We start from the raw sequence: 16,229 nt of genomic DNA on the forward strand, positions 1-16,229 counted from the left end.
CCGCTCAGCGCTGGAGGTACGTCGCGAGCGCGTTGACGGCGTCCCGCCCGGCCCGGTTGGCCCCCACCGTGGACGACGACGGCCCGTACCCGACCAGGTGCACGCGCGGCTCCCCGGCCACCTGGGTGCCGTCCATGGCGATGCCGCCGCCGCGGCCGCGCAGGCGCAGCGGGGTGAGGTGGTCGAGCGCGGCGCGAAAGCCGGTCGCCCAGAGGATCGCGTCGGCGCGCTGGAGGCTGCCGTCGGCCATCCGCACGCCGTCGGGCTCGATGCGGGTGAACATGGGGTGCCGTTCGAGCACGCCGCGGGCGGCGGCGGCGCGCAGCTCCGGCCGCCAGATCAGCCCGGTCACCGAGACCACGCTGAGCGGGGGAAGGCCCCGGCGCACCCGCTCCTCGACCCGGGCCACCGCGCGGTGGCCCGCCTCGGCGTCGAAGTCCTCCTCGCGCCAGACGGGCTCGCGGCGGGTCACCCAGGTGGTGGTGGCCACGTGCGAGATCTCCTCGAGGAGCTGGACGGCGGAGATGCCCCCGCCGACCACCACCACGTGCTGACCGGCGAGCTCCTCCGCAGCGACGTACTGGGCCACGTGGAGCTGGCGGCCGCGGAAGGTCTCCTGGCCGGGGTAGCGCGGCCAGAACGGCTTGGTCCAGGTGCCCGTGGCGTTGATGAGGGCGCGGGCGGCGAAGATGCCGGCGTCGGAGGCGGCGAGCAGCCGGCCGGCGGGGTCGTCGTCGGCGCGCCGGACGGAGCGGACCCGCACCGGGCGCAGCACTGGCAGCTCGAGGTGGTCCTCGTACGCGGCGAAGTAGCGCGGCAGGACCTCCGCCGACGGCGCGCACGGGTCGACCGCGGGCTGGGCCATGCCGGGCAGGTCGTAGATGTTGTTGACGGTGGCCATGCGCAGGGAGCGCCAGCGGTGACGCCAGGCCCCGCCCGGCCCGGGCTCGGCGTCGAGCACGAGGTAGGTGCCGCGGGCGCCGGCCGGCGTCTCACCCGGCGCGAGGAGTTCCCCCTGGCCGACCCGGCCCGCGGGGACGAACCCGCGGCGGCGCAGGTGGTAGCCGGCGGAGAGCCCCGCCTGGCCGGCGCCGATGACGATGACGTCGACCGGCCGGACGGCGCGCCTCTCCGCGCCGGCCGGCGCCGGGAGGAGGGCGGTCGCGCTGGTGCTCACGCCAGCGGCAACGCCGAACCGGCGCCGGGACTTCCCCTCGGGGCTCGTCCGGTTGCTCACAGCCCGCGACCGCACTCCGCGCCGCCGTGGCCCGCGCCGCGCGGCCGTCATGCGGCCCGCACCCGTGCGCCCCGCACCCGCGGCCATCACCCGCGGCCCGGCGCCGTCCACCGTCACACCGACCCCTGCCACCGGGTGTCGGTGGCGCGTCGTAGCCTCTCTGCCACGGGGCCCCTCGGGCCCGCGAGCGCTGGGAGGTGGGGCATGGACCTGAGCGAGGTCCGCCGGCTGGGCGTGGCCCTGCTGGCCGAGCACGGGCTGGCGTCGTGGCACTTCGCCTTCGACAACGCCAAGCGCCGCGCCGGGGCGTGCAAGTTTGAGGCCCGGACCATCTCCGTCTCCCGTCACCTCATGGCGCTGTACGACGCCGAGCAGGTGCGCGACACCGTGCTGCACGAGATCGCCCACGCCCTCGTCGGCCCCAAGCACGGGCACGACGAGGTCTGGCGGGCCCGGGCGCTGGCCCTCGGCTGCTCCGGCACCCGGCTGGTGGCGGCGGACGCCCCGCGCACCCCCGCGCCCTGGCGGGGCACGTGCCCGCGCGGGCACTCCTACGACCGCCACCGCCGCCCCGCCCGCCCGGCGAGCTGCGCCCGCTGCGATCCCACGTTCAACCCGGACTTCCTGCTCACCTGGACCCACGAGGGCCGGCAGGTGCCCATGGGCGCCCGCTACGAGCGCGAGCTGCGCGCGCTGGTGGCCGGGCGCGAGCGCCGCCGCGCCGCCGAGATCTACGCCGGGCGGCGCGAGCTCGGCCTGGCGGGGCTCTTGGACGACGAGCCCGCGCCCGACGAACCCGAACCGTGGTGGCAGCACGACGTCGCCGCCCGCCCCGCCCAGGTCGCCGCCGAGGACGACGACTCGTGGGTGACCGACGCGCAGGGCCACCGCTGGCGGGTGGAAGACCCGCCGGTGGAGATCGCCGAGCCGCCGCTCACCCCCCGCATGCGCCTCGAGCTCGCCGCGGCCCGCGGGCAGCTGACCCCCGGCTGGCGCGTGCGCATCACCGCCCCGGGCAAGTACCTCGGCGTCGAGGGCAAGGTCGTCAAGAGCGCGCGGACCCGCTACCACGTCAGGGCCGGCCGGGACGTGCTGACGGTGCCCTTCGAGCTGGTCGAGCCGGTCCGGCCGGCGTAGCAGGTCAGGCCCCCGCGCCCGGTCGGAGCCCCGGTTCGGTCCCGGAACCGTCCGGTCGTGTGGCGCCGGTCCCGCACCGCCCGCCGCTTCTTGGCCAAGACATGACGGAACCTCGACGCGGAGATAACGTGGAGGGGCCCGCGCCGTTCGCCCGGTGGACCGATCGCCCGAGGAGGGTCCCATGCGCACCCCGTCACGGCCGCGGCGTCGCGCGGCGGCGGGGCTGACGGCGGCGGCGTTGCTGCTGGCGGCGTGCTCGGCGCGAACCACCGACCCCGACTCCTCGAGCGGCGACGTCTCCACCGCGACCACGGTGACGATGCGGGTGTGGGACCAGGCGGCCGCGACGGCGTACGCCGAGTCCTTCGACGCGCTCACCGCCAGCCACCCCCGTGTGCGGGTGAAGATCGAGGTGGTCCCGCGCGGCGACTACGACGCCCGGGCCGCCGAGGACCTGGCGGCGGGCACCATGACGGACGTCTTCTGGGCGGACCCCGCCCTCACGGCCGAGCAGGCGGCGGCCGACCGCCTCGTCGACATCGACAAGGCGCTCGGCGACGAGAAGGCCGGGTGGGAGCCCACCGTGACGGGGCTGTTCGCCACGGACGGCACGCTCTGGGGCGTGCCGCAGCAGTGGCAGGCCGTGGCGCTATTCTACGACGCGGCGCACACCGGTCCCGCCGGGGTGGACCCGACCCGCCTGACCTGGGCCCCCGGCGGCGGGGAGGACGACGGCCTCGCCGGGGCGGCCCGGGCGCTGACCGCCGACGGCGCCGGGCGCCATCCCGGGGACCCCGGGTTCGACGCAAGCGCCGCCGCGACCTTCGCCATCAACGCCGGCCCCGACCTCCTCGACGTCGTCGCCCCCTTCCTCGCCGCGAACGGCGTCCGCCTCGTCGCCGACGGCCGGTTCGCCTTCGCCTCCCCCGAGGGCGAGGAGGCGGTGCAGTACCTCGTCGACCTGGTCCGTACCGGGGCGGCGCCGCTGGCCGGCGAGGACGGGGCGCTGGACCTGTTCCGGCAGGGCCGCCTGGCGCTGCTCCAGGCCAGCTCGGCGGACCTGCCGGCGGTGGCCGAGCGGGCCGGGGACCTGCGCGTCGCGCCGATGGTCGCCGGGCCCCAGGGGCGGGCCGGCGTCGTCGACGCCGTCGCCGCCGTGGGCAACGTGCAGAGCAAGCACCGGGACGCCGTCCAGACGGTGCTGGAGTGGCTGGGCACCGCGGAGGGGCAGGCGGCGCTGGCGAGCCGGGGGCTGGGCGTGCCGGCCGCGGTGGGGGCCCAGGACGCCTACGTCAAGCGGTGGGAACGGCGGGGGGTGGACGTGCGGCCCATGCTGACCGCCGCCCGCGAGCCCACCCTGGCGCTGCCGGCCGGCCCCCACGCCGGCGCCGGAACCGGGGCCGTCGAGCAGGTCCTCGCCCGGGTGTTCCGCGGCGAGCTGCCGGTGGGCGAGGGCCTGCGCGAGGCGCAGGAGGCCGGCAACGCCGCCCTCGACGACCGATAACGCCTCAGTAACGCCGGAGTAACGGAACAGGGCGCATGCTTTGCCCGCTCGAGCCGTCCCGCGCACCGCCGCACGGGGCGGCTTTCCCGACCTAGGAGCTCCGATGCCCTCTTCCAGACTGCTCTGCGCCGCCGCCGCCGGCGGCCTCCTCCTCGCCGGGCTGGCCACCCCCGCCGCCGCCCACGCCGCCAAGCCCTCCCCCAAGCCCGGCAAGCCGCCCACCACCGAGAAGCTCGCCGACGGCATGTCCCAGCCGTTGTCCGTGGCCATCGACCACGACGGCACCACCTACATCACCCAGGCCACCTTCGACGAGAGCGGCCAGACCGGCATCCTCACCCAGCTGAAGGGTGGCAAGCGCGCCAACCTGGTCTCCGCGCCTGGCGCGGAGATCGCCGCGGCCTCGGTGCGCAACGGGGTGGTGACGTACGCCGAGAACCACACGCCCAGCCCGGAGCCGGGCAGCGAGCCCGACCCGAACGCCCCGCCGCCCAGCGCGCTCCTCAAGCAGATCGACAAGAAGGGCAAGACCCGCACCCTGGTCGACCTGTGGGCCTTCGAGGAGACGCACAACCCCGACGCCGCGGTCACCTACGGGTTCGAGGGCATCTCCGACGCCTGCGCCTCCCAGCTGCCGCCGGAGCTGGGCGGGGCCACCCACACCGGCCACGTCGAGTCGCACCCCTACGCCAGCACCACGCTGCCCAGCGGCGACGTGCTCGTCGCCGACGCCGCGGCGAACGCCGTCCTCAAGGTCACCGCCAAGGGCAAGACCAGCGTCGTCGCCGTCCTGCCGCCCGCGCCCATCAGTGTGACCGCCGACCACGCGGCCCAGTTCGGCCTCCCCGACTGCGCGATCGGGCTCACCTACCTGGCCGAGCCGGTGCCCACCGACGTCGAGATGGGCACGGACGGCATGCTCTACGTCACGAGCCTGCCCGGCGAACCCGGGATGATGGGCCCGAGCGGCTCGGTCTTCCGCGTGAACCCCTGGAACGGGTCGGTCAAGCGGGTGGCCACAGGGTTCGCGGGCGCGACGGACCTGGCCGTGACGCCGTGGGGTGACATCTACGTCACCCAGCTCTTCGGCGGCGAGGTCTCGGTGCTTCCGCGCGGCTCCTCGCAGGCCCGAACGTTCTTCCAGGCGGACCTGCCCTCCGCCGTCGAGTGGCAGGACGGCAAGCTGTACCTCACCACCGGCGGCCTCATGGGCCCGGACGGCGCGCTGCTGCGCTTCAAGGCAGTGACGCCGGCCCACCGGTAACCGACCGGGAGGCCCGGGCCCCGGCGCGCGGGGCCCGGGCCTCACACCGTCTTGGCGCGGCGACGACGGCGGACGCGGTCAGCCGCCCGCCACCGCGCGGGCAGGTCAGAACTCGCCCCAGCGCACGACGAGCGGCGCCTCGAAGTCGCGCATCTCGATGACCACGTCTGCCCGGCCGCGGGGGTCGACCATGTCAGCGTAGAGCTGGAAGGACGGCACGTACCGCTCGCGGTAGCGCTCCTCGAGCTGCGCGAGCTCCTCCTGCTCGTCCTTGGGGTCGATGAACCTGGCGTAGCGGGCGCGGGCCCGCTCGATGGCCAGCGCGGCGGGCACCGTGATGTAGATGGTGACGTCCCACAGGTCGGCGAGCTCGGGACGCTGCAGCGTCATGCCTTCGATGAGCACCACGGTCCCCGGCGGGGACTGCTCGGGCTCGCCGCGGGCGATCTCCCGGATGCGGGCGACGTCGAGGAAGTTCTCGTACAGCCAGCGCGGGTCGGCGGCCACGTCCGAGCGCCGCACCTGCATCGGGATCATGTGGTCGTCGCCGGAGAAGCGGCGCACCTCGGCGTGGTCGATGAGCATCGGGTGGAGGACGTCGCCGAGCTGGCGGGTGAAGGTCGTCTTGCCGCTGCCGTCCGGCCCGTCGATCGCGACGCGCAGGATGCGCCCGCCGCTCGCCCGGTGCGCCAGCCCGCGCGCCAGCCGGTCCAGGACCTCAGCTCGTGACGTAGCCCCCGCCGTCTCCATGGCGCGATGCTAGGGGCGCCGGGGCGTCTGGGCGACACGTGTGGCCCTCGGTTCTCCCCATCCGGACGTTTCGCCCACTGGTTTCCGCCAGGCGGAACGGCCGCGGCCGACGTCGTCAGAGCAGGAGCAGCACCCCGGCCAGCGACACCCCCGCGGCCAGCACCGCGGCCACCAGGCCGAGCAGCATGGCGGGGCCCCCGCGGGCGATCAGGGCGCGGACGTTGACGCCGGTGCCGAGCGCGACCATGGCGACGGTGAGCAGCAGGGTGGCGGCGGTCGCGACGACGTCGAGCACGACCGCCGGCACCGGCAGGAGCGAGCGGACGGCGACCAGGGCGAGGAAGCCGAGCACGAAGCCGGGCACGATCGGCGGCCGCACGTGCGCCACGCTCGTGGGCGCCGCGCCGGTGAGCACGCTCGCGGAGTCCACGACCACCTCGTGCTCCACGGCCGCCCGGGCGCGGCGGCTGCGCGCGTAGCCGACGCCGGCGACCAGCGGGGCCAGCAGCACCACGCGGCCGAGCTTGGTGACGACGGCGGTGGCCAGGACCGCCGAGCCGAGCACCCCGCCGGCGGCGACGACCTGGCCCACCTCGTGCACGCCGGAGCCGAGCCACACGCCCGCCGCGTGGTCGTCCAGCCCCAGCGCCCGGGCGAGGACCGGCAGGGCGAGCATGGACAGGGTGCCGAAGATCGTCACGGCGGCGACGGCGGTGGCCGCGGCGTCCTCCAGGTCCTCGTCCGGCGTCCCGGCGCGCCCGGGGACCCGCTCCTCGAGCACCGCGCTCATGGCGGCCACCGCCGAGGCGCCGCAGATCGCCGTGCCGGTCGCCAGCAGGGTGCGCAGCGCCGTCGGCACACCGAGCAGCCGGCCCGCCACGAGGGTGAGGGGCCAGGTCAGGGCCACGGTGGCGACGATGACGGCGATCGCCTGCCAGCCCAGCGCGAGCACCTGGGGCACCGACAGCTGCAACCCCAGGAGGACGACGCCGAGGCGCAGCACCGTGCGGGCGGCGTAACGCACCCCCGGCTCGGCGACCGCGGGGACGGCGCGGGCGTTGCGCAGCACGGCCCCGACGACGATGGCGACGAGCAGCGCGGAGACGACCGGGACGAGGGAGTTGACCAGGTACGCGACCAGCGCCACGCCCAGGGTCAGGGCGAGCCCGGGGGCACGGGTGCGCCAGGTCGACAGGGACGGCACGGTGGCGACAGACACCCGGACATCTTCCTCCCGCCCGAACCGGGCCCCCGACTCCCGCCCGGCCGCCCCGGGCCCCGACCGGTGCCCGGACGCCGGGCGTCGGGCCCGGCCCTACCCTGGACGGGTGAGCGAGACGACACCCACCTTCGAGGCCGCGCCGACCACCACCGCCCGCGAGGTGCTCGGCTGGGAAGAGTTCGGCGAGGCCGCCCGCGAGCTGGCCCGCACGGTGGTGCGTTCGGGCTGGATGCCCGACGTCGTCGTGGCAGTCGCCCGGGGCGGGCTGGTGCCCGCGGGGGCGGTGGCCTACGCCCTGGACGTCAAGGCGATGGGCACCCTGAACGTGGAGTTCTACACCGGGGTGGCCGAGACGCTGCCCGAGCCGGTGGTGCTGCCGCCGCTCATGGACACCTCCGACCTGCCGGGTCGCCGGGTGCTCGTCGTCGACGACGTCGCGGACTCCGGGCGCACCCTGGCCCTGGTCATGGAGATGATCCGGGCGCACGGGCTGCCGGCGGAGGCCGACGGCGCTGGCGACGGCGCGGGGCTGCCGGTCGAGGCCCGCTCGGCCGTGATCTACGCCAAGCCGCGCTCGGTGATCGAGCCGGACTACGTGTGGCGGCACACCGACCGCTGGATCAACTTCCCGTGGTCCGCGCAGCCCCCGGTGACCACCGGGGCCTGAGCCGGCGGGGCGCTCACGCCCGGGCGAGGACCTCGCGCAGGTAGTCCACGACGCCGTCGGCGCCGGACTCGACGACGGCGAGCGTGTCGTGGAAGCCCTCGATGCCGCCCCACCAGGGGTCCGGGACGTCGAGGTCCGGCGCGCCCGCCGAGGCGGGGTCGAACTCGCGCCACAGCCGGATCTCCGCGCTGCGCCGGGAGTCGTCGAGCTCGGCGCGACGGTGCAGCGCGCGGGCGTGCTGCCGGGTCATCGCCAGGGCCAGGTCGTAGTGGGCCAGCTCGCCCGGCGCCACCTGGTGGGCGCGGTGGTGCGGCACGGGGTAGCCGTTCTCGGCGAGCACGGCCCGGGCCCGACGGTCGATGGGGTTGCCCTCCTCCTCGTTGCTGGTCCCCGCCGAGGCCACCTCCACCCGCTCCGCCAGCCCGGACTCGCCCAGCCGCTCGCGCAGGACGACCTCGGCCATCGGGGACCGGCAGATGTTGCCGGTGCAGACCACGAGGATGCGGTAGGGCCTGTCGGGCTGGGGGTCGGGGGTGGGCGTCATGGGCCCATCATGCCCTTCGCCCCGGTGCACCCCCACCGGCCCTGTCCGCGCGGACGTACGTCCCCCGGGCCCCGGGCGCACGCCCCCTGGCCACGGGCCGTACATCCCCATCAGCCCGGTTGCCCGCTCCCGAAGGTTGCCTGCTCGCGCCCCGGTCCACCTCGGGAGAAATGTGGTGACAGGGACCGGGCGGGGTGCCTACCGTGGGGGTACACGAGAGAGGAGGTGGTCCTGAAGTGATTTCTTTGAGGACGCGTGAGGTGGCCACCCGCTAGCCGTCAGTGGACGGACCCCAGGTCCTCCCGCCAGACGGCGGCGAGAACCAGGTGGTCACCGGAGCCCGCGGGGCCGTGAGCTCGTCCTTCACGGCACCCGGCCGCTCGGCCGGGAACCCGCGGGCTCTTCCATGCCCGGCCCCAGGCCCGCCTCCAGCGCCGCACCAGGGCTGCCGACCGGTCACCGCGGTGCCGCCCGCGCTCACGGCGTCGCCCGGGCTCACGGCGCCGACGCCGCCGCCCGAGGGGCGGGGTAGGCGGCGGCCAGCTTCGGGATGGCGCCGGCCACCCGCGCCGAGAACTCGGTGAACGGCTCCGCGACGATCGTCCGGCGGTCCCCCCGACCGGTCCACCGCCACGTGCCCACGACCGTGCCGCCGGCCACCACCATGGGGCGGAACATGCCGTTGCCCCCGGGCACGACGCGGTCGGCGAACTCCGGCGGCAGGCTCGCGCGGCGGTCCTGGTAGCCCAGCAGCAGCTCGTCGAAGCCGGGCAGCAGGTGCACGGCCCGCGCCGCGCGCCGCGCCGCGGCCAGGCGCTCGGGCGTGGACGGGTCCATGAGGTGCTCGACGCCGTCGACCTCCACGCTCTCGAGCCGCTCGCGCGCGAGGGCCATTCCGACGGTGGCCTCCCTGGCGGTGAGCTTGGTCCACCACTGGAAGTCCTTGCGGGTGGCGGGGCCGTGGCTGCGGAAGTAGCGCAGCGCCCACTCGCCCAGCGCCTCCTCCGGCTCGAGCCGGCGCGGGCGCGGCACCCACTCCTCGAGCAGCACGAGGCGCTGCCGGCCACCGGTTGTCGGGCCGAAGACGGTGAGCCCGCGCTGGGAGAGCGTCCAGAGCAGGTGGTAGCCGCGCTGGGGGACGCCCAGCAGCCCGGCGCGCTCCCACACGGCCACGAGCTCCTCCCGGCTCAGGGACCGACCGGTCAGCGCCTCGTGCGCCAGCTCGCCGGCCCGGTCCACCATCGCGTCGTCGATCCCGAGCTGGGCGCGGCGCCGGGCCGCGCCGGCGAGCAGCCGGTCCGTCGTCAGGGCCAGCATCCAGCCCAGGTCCTCGGCGGGGACGAGGTGCAGCGTGCCGCGCATCGGCCAGGAGCGCACCACCTCGCCGTCGTCCAGCGCGGCCTCGATGCCGTCGCCGCCGGCGGTGCGCAGGCTCACGGCCGCGAGCGCCCCGGCGTAGTCCTGCGCCTGGACGGCGGTCAGCCAGCGCACCGCCTCGCCAGCGCCGGCGAACCTCGGCCCGGCCACGCGCTGTGCGACGAGGCGGAGCAAGGCGACGTCCGTCATCGTCGTCATGACCAGGAGGGTAGGTCCCCCCCACCCACATCGCGGCGCCGCACCGGGACCGACGTCCCAGGTCGCGCCGGCGCAGCGGGACGAGAGTCGGAGGCGGGACCCAACGACGAGGGAGGACCGATGACGACCCGCATCACCATCGTGACGACGCCGGTGTGCCACTTCCAGGAGGAGGTGCGCCAGACGCTGGACGCCCTCGCGCGGGACTACCCCCTGGAGGTGCGTGAGGTGGCGCTCGACTCCCGCGAGGGGCACGCCCTCGTCAACGCGCACCGCCCGGCGATGATGCCGCTGGTCCTGGTCGACGACGTCTACCTCAGCGAGGGCCCGCTCGCCCGGCGCTCGCTCGAGGGCCTGCTCCTTGCCCGTCACGAGGCGGTGCCGGCGGGCAGGTAGGCGCGCGGCCACCCGGTCCACGGTGCGGGGCAGCGGCCCGGCGCCCGGGCAGGCGCGGCGCCAGCCGGTCGGCGCGCCAGCCGGTCGACGCGTCGCCGGACGGCGCCGGGCGTGCCAGGCGTGCGGGCGCCGTCGCGGCGGTGCGAGGCTTGGGACCATGGACCTTCGCATCTTCACCGAGCCCCAGCAGGGCGCCTCCTACGACGACCAGCTCGCCATCGCCCAGCGCGCCGAGCGGCTCGGCTTCTCCGCGTTCTTCCGCTCCGACCACTTCCTGCGGATGGGCGCGGGTGACCCGCTGCCCGGGCCCACCGACGCCTGGACCACCCTCGCCGGGCTCGCGCGCGAGACGTCCACCATCCGCCTGGGCACCCTGGTCACCTCCGCGACCTTCCGGCACCCGGGCATCCTGGCCGTGCAGGTCGCGCAGGTGGACGCCATGTCCGGCGGCCGGGTCGAGCTGGGCCTGGGCGCGGGCTGGTTCGCCGAGGAGCACGCGGCCTACGGCGTGCCCTTCCCCGAGAAGCGCTTCGGGCTGCTCGAGGAGCAGCTCGAGCTCATCACCGGCCTGTGGGGCACCCCGGTGGGCGAGAAGTACAGCTTCGCGGGCAAGCACTACCAGCTCACCGACTCCCCCGCGCTGCCCAAGCCGGTGCAGCGGCCGGTGCCGGTCATCGTCGGCGGCGGCGGCCCCAAGCGGACGCCCCGGCTGGCCGCCCGGTTCGCCGCCGAGTACAACCAGTCCTTCCCCGAGAAGTCCGACATCGTGCCCCAGATGAACCGCGTGCGGGCGGCGTGCGAGGAGGCCGGCCGCAACCCCGACGACCTGGTCTACTCGGTGGCCCTCGTCGCCTGCGTGGGCAAGGACGAGGCGGAGTTCACCCGCCGCGCTGCGGCCATCGGCCGCGAGCCGGCGGAGCTGCGCGAGCACGGCCTGGCCGGCACGCCGGCGGAGATGGTCGACGGCCTGGGCGCGCTCGCCGAGCAGGGCATCACCCGCGTGTACCTGCAGTGCCTGGACATCCGCGACCTCGACCAGCTCGACCTCATCGCCGAGGGGGCCATGGCCAAGCTCTGACGGGCCCGCGGGCCGGCCACGGCTGTGCCGGCCCACCGCCATGGTTCGCGGCGACCGCGCCAGTTCCACCTGGCGCGGTCACCGCGGCGTGCAGCGGCGTGCCAGGGCTGCAGCTCCGGCATGATCGGCGCATGGACGACGCCGTCGCACCGCTGAAGCTGGGCTTCTCCCTCGGGTACTGGTCCGCCGGGCCCCCGCCGGGCGCCGCCGAGGCGGTGGCCGCCGCCGACGACCTCGCCCTGGACTCGGTGTGGACGGCCGAGGCCTACGGCTCCGACGCCCTCACCCCGTTGGCCTGGTGGGGGGCGCGGACCCGGCGGGTGCGCCTGGGCACCGCCGTCGCCCAGATGTCCGCGCGCACCCCGGCCGCGACGGCGATGGCGGCCCTGACCCTCGACCACCTCAGCGGCGGCCGGTTCGTCCTCGGCCTCGGGGCCTCGGGCCCCCAGGTGGTCGAGGGCTGGTACGGCCAGCCCTACCCCCGCCCGCTGGCCCGCACGCGCGAGTACGTCGACGTGGTGCGCCAGGTGCTACGCCGGGAGGCGCCGGTGCGGTACGACGGCGCCTTCTACCAGCTCCCGCTGGCCGGCGGCACCGGGCAGGGCAAGGCGCTGCGCTCCACGGTGCACCCGCGGCGTGCGCACCTGCCCGTCCACCTGGCCGCGGAGGGCCCGAAGAACATCGCCCTGGCCGCCGAGATCGCCGACGGGTGGCTGCCGACCTTCTGCTCGCCCCGGCTCGACGCGGTCTACGCCGAGCGGCTGGCGGAGGGCTTCACGCACCGTTCGCGGGCGCTGCCGCCGCCGTCGGACTTTGAGGTGTGCGCGGGCGTCCCGGTGGCGTTGGGCGCCGACGTCGAGGAGGCGGCCGACCGGCTCCGCCCGCACCTGGCCCTGTACATCGGCGGCATGGGGTCGACGACGGCGAACTTCCACCGGGAGGCCATCGAGCGGCTCGGCCACGACGCCGCGTGCGCGGAGGTCGCCCGGCGGTGGGCGGCCGGGGACCGGGCCGGGGCGGCGGCCGCCGTGCCGACGGGACTGGTCCTCGACGTCGCCCTCGCGGGCAACCCGGCCCAGCTGCGCGAGCAGCTGCGCGCCTGGCAGCGCAGCGTCGTCAGCACGCTCATCGTCCAGACCGACCCCCGGGCGCTGCCCGCCGTGGTCGCCGCCCTGCGCGGCTGAACCCGCGCCGGGGCCGAGACTGCCGTCGCGGCCCGCGCCGGGCCCGCCACCGCCGTCGCGGCCCGCGCCGGGGCCGGGACTGCCGTCCTCGGATCCCCCTGGCCGCGGGGCGGCGGGGCCACCGCCCCTGGACCCCGCCCCGCAGCGGGTGCACCATCGGCGGCAAAGGGAGGGAGCGACGATGAACGACATCCATCTGATCGATCTTCAGGAGCAGCCCGTCGTCGGGGTGCGTCAGCGGGTCCGCATGGAGGACATCAAGAACCTCTTCGACACGGCCTTCGAGAAGGTGCTGGAGGGCATCCGGGCGGCCGGCGCGGCCCCGGCCGGCGCCCCCTACGCCAGGTACTTCGGCCGGCCCGAGGAGACGGTCGACGTCGAGATCGGCTTCCCGGTCCAGGAGCCCTTCCCGGCGACCGGCGACCTCGTCGTCAGCACGCTGCCTGCGGCCCGCGCGGCGGAGGTCATCCACGCCGGCCCCTACGACACCCTGCCGGACACCTACCGGGCGATGGAGCAGTGGATCGCGGAGCACCAGCTGCAGATGCTCGAGGAGTCGTGGGAGATCTACGAGGCCGGCCCGGTGTCCGACCCGGACCCGGCCACCTGGCGCACCCGCATCCTCTTCCCGGTCAGCGGCCCGCAGGTCAAGCCTGCGTAGCCCGCGCTAGCGCGTGTCGCCCGGCGGGGGCTGGTAGAGCCCGAACGGCGAGCCCTGGTCGTCGCGGCACAGGGTGAAGCGGCCGTAGCGCGCCCGGGTCTCAGCGCCGCCGTCGACGTCCAGGCCCTCGACGGAGCCGCCCAGCTCGCGCACCCGCGCCACCGCGGCGGCGAGGTCGTCGACCCGGAAGAAGAGGTAGGGGGCGGAGCCGGCGTCGCCGCCGTGGATCCCGCCGGGGATGTTGGGCGTCTCGATCATCAGGCCCCGGCCCGAGGGGCCGGGGCTGAAGCTCCACCCGAAGAGCGCCGCGTAGAACGCCCTGCCGCGCTCCGCGTCGCCCACGCCGAGCTCGAAGAACGCCACCTCACCGGACATCGTCGTCTCCGTTCGCCGCTGCCCGCACGGTACGAAACCCCGCGCGGGCGCGGCAACACCCGCTCCTGCCGATGCTGCCGGGACACCGCGCCGAACACCTCCGCGCGGGCGTGGGGGCTTCCCATGGACGGCCACGCCGCGCGCGCCGCACCCCCGGCGCTGGCGCGGCTCAGGACGGCGCCGGCCACCGCACGGTCGTGACGACGGCGACGACGCTCGGCCGGGCGGGGGTCGAGCTGAACCCGAACCGGGTGGGCGGGCGCACGGGGCGCAGCCCGCCCAGGTCGGCGCCGTCCCAGCGCACGCGAGCGGCGACGACGCGGCGGACGTCCCGGGCGCCGTACCACTCCAGCCGCCCGCCGCCGGCCGAGCCGACAGTGCGTACTCCGGGCAGCAGGACGCGGGCGATCGCCCCGGTCGCCCGGGCCCACGCGAGGCTCGCCGCCAGCGGGGCGGGGACGAGGCGCAGCAGGTGCCCCAGGGGCGTACGGCGGCCGACGACGACGCGCAGCTCCAGGTGGCCGGCCGTGACGTGCCAGCGGGGCCCGGCGCGCCGCACGGCCACGGGCACGAGCACCACCTCGTCGAACTGGTAGGTCGCCCCGACGAACTCGGCCACCTCGGCGGAGGGGGCCAGCAACAGGCGGTGCCCGTCCGGGCGCTCGACCATGACGTCGGCGAACGGCCCCAACGGTGAGTGCGGCCAGAGCCCGAGCACCACCCGGGTGCCCTCGGCGGTGCCGAGTCCGGCGATGTGCCCGCGGAAGCGCCACGACTCGGCGCGGTCCGTCAGGATCTCCGGAACGTGGCCGTGAGCGAGGCGGCGCCGAGGGCCCGGGCCGTTGCCACACGGCTGACCTCGCCCGGGTCTGTCCCGGCAGGCACGGGCAGGTGCGCGGCGGGCAGCGCGTACACCGTGAAGACGTAGCGGTGCGGCTTGCCCGCCGGTGGGCACGGCCCGCCCCAGCCCGCCGCCCGGAAGGAGTTGCGGGTCTCGACGGCGCCGTCGGGCAGCGGGCCACCCTCCGGGATCCCGGCGGCGGCCGCCGGGATGTCGTAGACCGTCCAGTGCCACCAGCCCCGCGGGGCGTCCGGGTCGTAGCAGGCGACGGCGAAACTCGCCGTCCCGGGCGGGACGCCGGTCCACGCCAGGTCGGGGCTGACGTTGGCGCCGCCGCAGTCGGGCCAGGCGTGCCGCCGGTCGATGGGCGCGCCGTCGGCCAGTGACGAGCTCCGCAGCTCCATGTCCCGAGCGTAGGCGTCTCCGCGTGCGGGCAGAGCCCGTCGTCCTGCTAGGCGGCCACACGGGGCTCGGGCAGGACCCAGACCCCGTCGCGCGGGCGCAGCGTCAGGAGCGGGTCGAGCGTGAGCCGGCGGGCGGGGACGTCACCGAGCCGCCACCGCGCGAGGATCGTCGCCAGCGTCAGGACGCCTTCGGTCCAGGCGAAGGCCGCACCGATGCACTGGCGTGTGCCGCCACCGAACGGGAAGAAGGCGAACCTCGGCCGGTCGGGGGCGGGGGGCAAGAAGCGGCCCGGGTCGAAGCTGTCGGGCTCCGGCCACCACCGCGGGTCTCGATGGACCACCCACTGGGAGGCGAGGAGCACGGTGCCGGCGGGGACCTCGACGTCACCCACCTGGGTCGGGACCTGGGCCTGCCGGCCCATGGCCCAGGACGGCGGGTACAGCCGCAGCGCCTCCGACAGGGTGGCCCGGGTGAGCGGCAACCGCTCCAGGTCCTCGACCGACGGTTGCCCGCCCACGCCACAGACCTCGAGCACCTCCGCGGCGACGCGGTCCTGGACCGACGGGTGGGTGGCCAGCAGGTGGCCGGCGAAGGCCAGGGCGTTCGCGGTGGTCTCGTGCCCGGCGAGCAGCATCGTGACCACCTGGTCGCGCGCGTGCCGGCGGTCGGTGCCCTCGAGCAGCACGGACAGCAGGTCATCGCCGGTGCCGGGGTGCTCCGCGCGCTCGGCGACGAGCCGGGCGGTGAGGGTGTCGAGCGCCGCGGTGCCGCGGCGGACCCGCCGTCGGCCGGGCGGCAGGCGCAGCAGCACCCCGGCCATGGGCAGCGTGAGGAGCCCGTACGCCGACAGCACGTCGCGCAGCGCGCCGGAGACCAGCGCCACGTCGTCGTCGAGGCGGGTCCCGAACAGCGTGCGGCCCGCGACCGTCAGCGTGGTGCGGACCGTCTCGGCATGCAGGTCCAGGGCGCGCCCGGGCGCCCAGGACGCGGTCCTGTCGGCGGCGACGTCCAGCATCTCGTGCGCATATCGCGCGACGCGTTGCCGGCTGAAGGCGGTCTGCAGCAGGCGCCGGTCGTGCCGGTGGGCCTCGCCCTCGCTGGTGAGCAGGCCGTCGCCGAGCATCACCCGCGCCCGTTGCAGCACCGGGCCCTTGGTCACCTCGTGCTGCTTGACCGTGAGCAGCTCCCGCACGGCCTCGGGGTGCGAGAGCAGCACGAGCGCGGCCGGGCCGACGCGGAAGGCGACGGCGTCACCGTGCTCCTGCGCGCACATGGTGAGGAAGGCCAACCGGTCCCGGCGGAACTGCAGCGCGTTGCCGACCAGCGGCGCCGGTGCCGGTCCGGGGAGCTCCTCCACCGTCCGCACGCCGCCACGGTAACCCCGACGGC

17 protein-coding genes are annotated in these 16,229 nt (G+C 76.2%); 8 read left to right on the forward strand and 9 right to left on the reverse strand.

The features are described 5' to 3' along the window. Positions 1 to 4: 4 nt before the first annotated feature. Positions 5 to 1,102, reverse strand: coding sequence for an NAD(P)-binding domain-containing protein (locus tag GD880_RS10580; RefSeq protein ID WP_226909571.1), 1,098 nt, complete (start codon positions 1,100 to 1,102; stop codon positions 5 to 7). Between the two features lie 339 nt (positions 1,103 to 1,441). Here GD880_RS10580 and GD880_RS20725 point away from each other — a divergent pair, with 339 nt between their 5' ends. From GD880_RS20725 to GD880_RS10595, 3 genes are all read left to right on the forward strand, one after another. Then, positions 1,442 to 2,374 (forward strand): SprT-like domain-containing protein, encoded by a 933-nt coding sequence (locus GD880_RS20725; RefSeq protein WP_226909564.1) that lies wholly within the window; start codon positions 1,442 to 1,444, stop codon positions 2,372 to 2,374. Between the two features lie 181 nt (positions 2,375 to 2,555). Then, the gene (locus GD880_RS10590) at positions 2,556 to 3,878 is read left to right on the forward strand and encodes an extracellular solute-binding protein (RefSeq protein WP_152231592.1); all 1,323 of its coding nucleotides are present in this window, start codon (positions 2,556 to 2,558) and stop codon (positions 3,876 to 3,878) included. A gap of 103 nt (positions 3,879 to 3,981) precedes the next feature. Continuing rightward, the gene (locus GD880_RS10595) at positions 3,982 to 5,142 is read left to right on the forward strand and encodes a ScyD/ScyE family protein (protein ID WP_152231593.1); all 1,161 of its coding nucleotides are present in this window, start codon (positions 3,982 to 3,984) and stop codon (positions 5,140 to 5,142) included. A 105-nt stretch (positions 5,143 to 5,247) separates the two neighbouring features. Here GD880_RS10595 and GD880_RS10600 read toward each other — a convergent pair whose 3' ends face one another. Then, positions 5,248 to 5,892, reverse strand: coding sequence for a nucleoside/nucleotide kinase family protein (locus GD880_RS10600; RefSeq protein ID WP_152231594.1), 645 nt, complete (start codon positions 5,890 to 5,892; stop codon positions 5,248 to 5,250). Positions 5,893 to 6,007: 115 nt separating this feature from the next. Next, a complete protein-coding gene (locus GD880_RS10605; protein WP_226909565.1) occupies positions 6,008 to 7,111 on the reverse strand; it encodes a YeiH family protein in 1,104 nt (367 codons plus the stop codon). A 109-nt stretch (positions 7,112 to 7,220) separates the two neighbouring features. Between GD880_RS10605 and GD880_RS10610 the strand changes: the two genes are divergently transcribed. Then, the gene (locus tag GD880_RS10610) at positions 7,221 to 7,781 is read left to right on the forward strand and encodes a phosphoribosyltransferase (RefSeq protein WP_152231595.1); all 561 of its coding nucleotides are present in this window, start codon (positions 7,221 to 7,223) and stop codon (positions 7,779 to 7,781) included. Between the two features lie 13 nt (positions 7,782 to 7,794). Here GD880_RS10610 and GD880_RS10615 read toward each other — a convergent pair whose 3' ends face one another. Together GD880_RS10615 and GD880_RS10620 are read right to left on the reverse strand one after the other, a co-directional pair. After that, a complete protein-coding gene (locus tag GD880_RS10615; protein WP_152231596.1) occupies positions 7,795 to 8,325 on the reverse strand; it encodes a low molecular weight protein-tyrosine-phosphatase in 531 nt (176 codons plus the stop codon). A gap of 495 nt (positions 8,326 to 8,820) precedes the next feature. Further along, positions 8,821 to 9,900 (reverse strand): winged helix DNA-binding domain-containing protein, encoded by a 1,080-nt coding sequence (locus GD880_RS10620; protein WP_152231597.1) that lies wholly within the window; start codon positions 9,898 to 9,900, stop codon positions 8,821 to 8,823. Between the two features lie 120 nt (positions 9,901 to 10,020). On the opposite strand from GD880_RS10620, the gene GD880_RS10625 reads away from it, so the two are divergent. The 4 genes from GD880_RS10625 (at position 10,021) to GD880_RS10640 (ending at position 13,219) form a co-directional block, all read left to right on the forward strand. Further along, positions 10,021 to 10,296 carry a glutaredoxin gene (locus GD880_RS10625; protein WP_152231598.1) on the forward strand — a complete coding sequence of 92 codons (276 nt, stop codon included), beginning with the start codon at positions 10,021 to 10,023 and terminating at the stop codon, positions 10,294 to 10,296. 157 nt (positions 10,297 to 10,453) lie between these two features. Further along, positions 10,454 to 11,374, forward strand: a complete 921-nt coding sequence (locus GD880_RS10630) for an LLM class F420-dependent oxidoreductase (RefSeq protein WP_152231599.1) — start codon at positions 10,454 to 10,456, stop codon at positions 11,372 to 11,374. A 152-nt stretch (positions 11,375 to 11,526) separates the two neighbouring features. After that, positions 11,527 to 12,558, forward strand: coding sequence for an LLM class F420-dependent oxidoreductase (locus tag GD880_RS10635; protein WP_152231640.1), 1,032 nt, complete (start codon positions 11,527 to 11,529; stop codon positions 12,556 to 12,558). Between the two features lie 181 nt (positions 12,559 to 12,739). After that, complete coding sequence (locus tag GD880_RS10640) at positions 12,740 to 13,219, forward strand: GyrI-like domain-containing protein (protein ID WP_152231600.1); 480 nt, start codon at positions 12,740 to 12,742, stop codon at positions 13,217 to 13,219. Positions 13,220 to 13,225: 6 nt separating this feature from the next. Here the strand turns inward: GD880_RS10640 and GD880_RS10645 are convergent, their stop codons facing one another. From GD880_RS10645 to GD880_RS10660, 4 genes are all read right to left on the reverse strand, one after another. After that, the gene (locus tag GD880_RS10645; RefSeq protein ID WP_152231601.1) at positions 13,226 to 13,594 is read right to left on the reverse strand and encodes a VOC family protein; all 369 of its coding nucleotides are present in this window, start codon (positions 13,592 to 13,594) and stop codon (positions 13,226 to 13,228) included. 169 nt (positions 13,595 to 13,763) lie between these two features. Next, positions 13,764 to 14,387 carry a hypothetical protein gene (locus GD880_RS10650; protein ID WP_152231641.1) on the reverse strand — a complete coding sequence of 208 codons (624 nt, stop codon included), beginning with the start codon at positions 14,385 to 14,387 and terminating at the stop codon, positions 13,764 to 13,766. Further along, a complete protein-coding gene (locus tag GD880_RS10655) occupies positions 14,384 to 14,839 on the reverse strand; it encodes a YbhB/YbcL family Raf kinase inhibitor-like protein (protein WP_152231602.1) in 456 nt (151 codons plus the stop codon). Before GD880_RS10655 ends, GD880_RS10650 begins: the two co-directional genes overlap by 4 nt. A 47-nt stretch (positions 14,840 to 14,886) precedes the next feature. After that, the gene (locus GD880_RS10660) at positions 14,887 to 16,206 is read right to left on the reverse strand and encodes a cytochrome P450 (protein ID WP_193314450.1); all 1,320 of its coding nucleotides are present in this window, start codon (positions 16,204 to 16,206) and stop codon (positions 14,887 to 14,889) included. Positions 16,207 to 16,229: the final 23 nt, after the last annotated feature.

It is taken from the genome of Georgenia ruanii, assembly GCF_009193175.1.
GTDB lineage: Bacteria > Actinomycetota > Actinomycetes > Actinomycetales > Actinomycetaceae > Georgenia > Georgenia ruanii.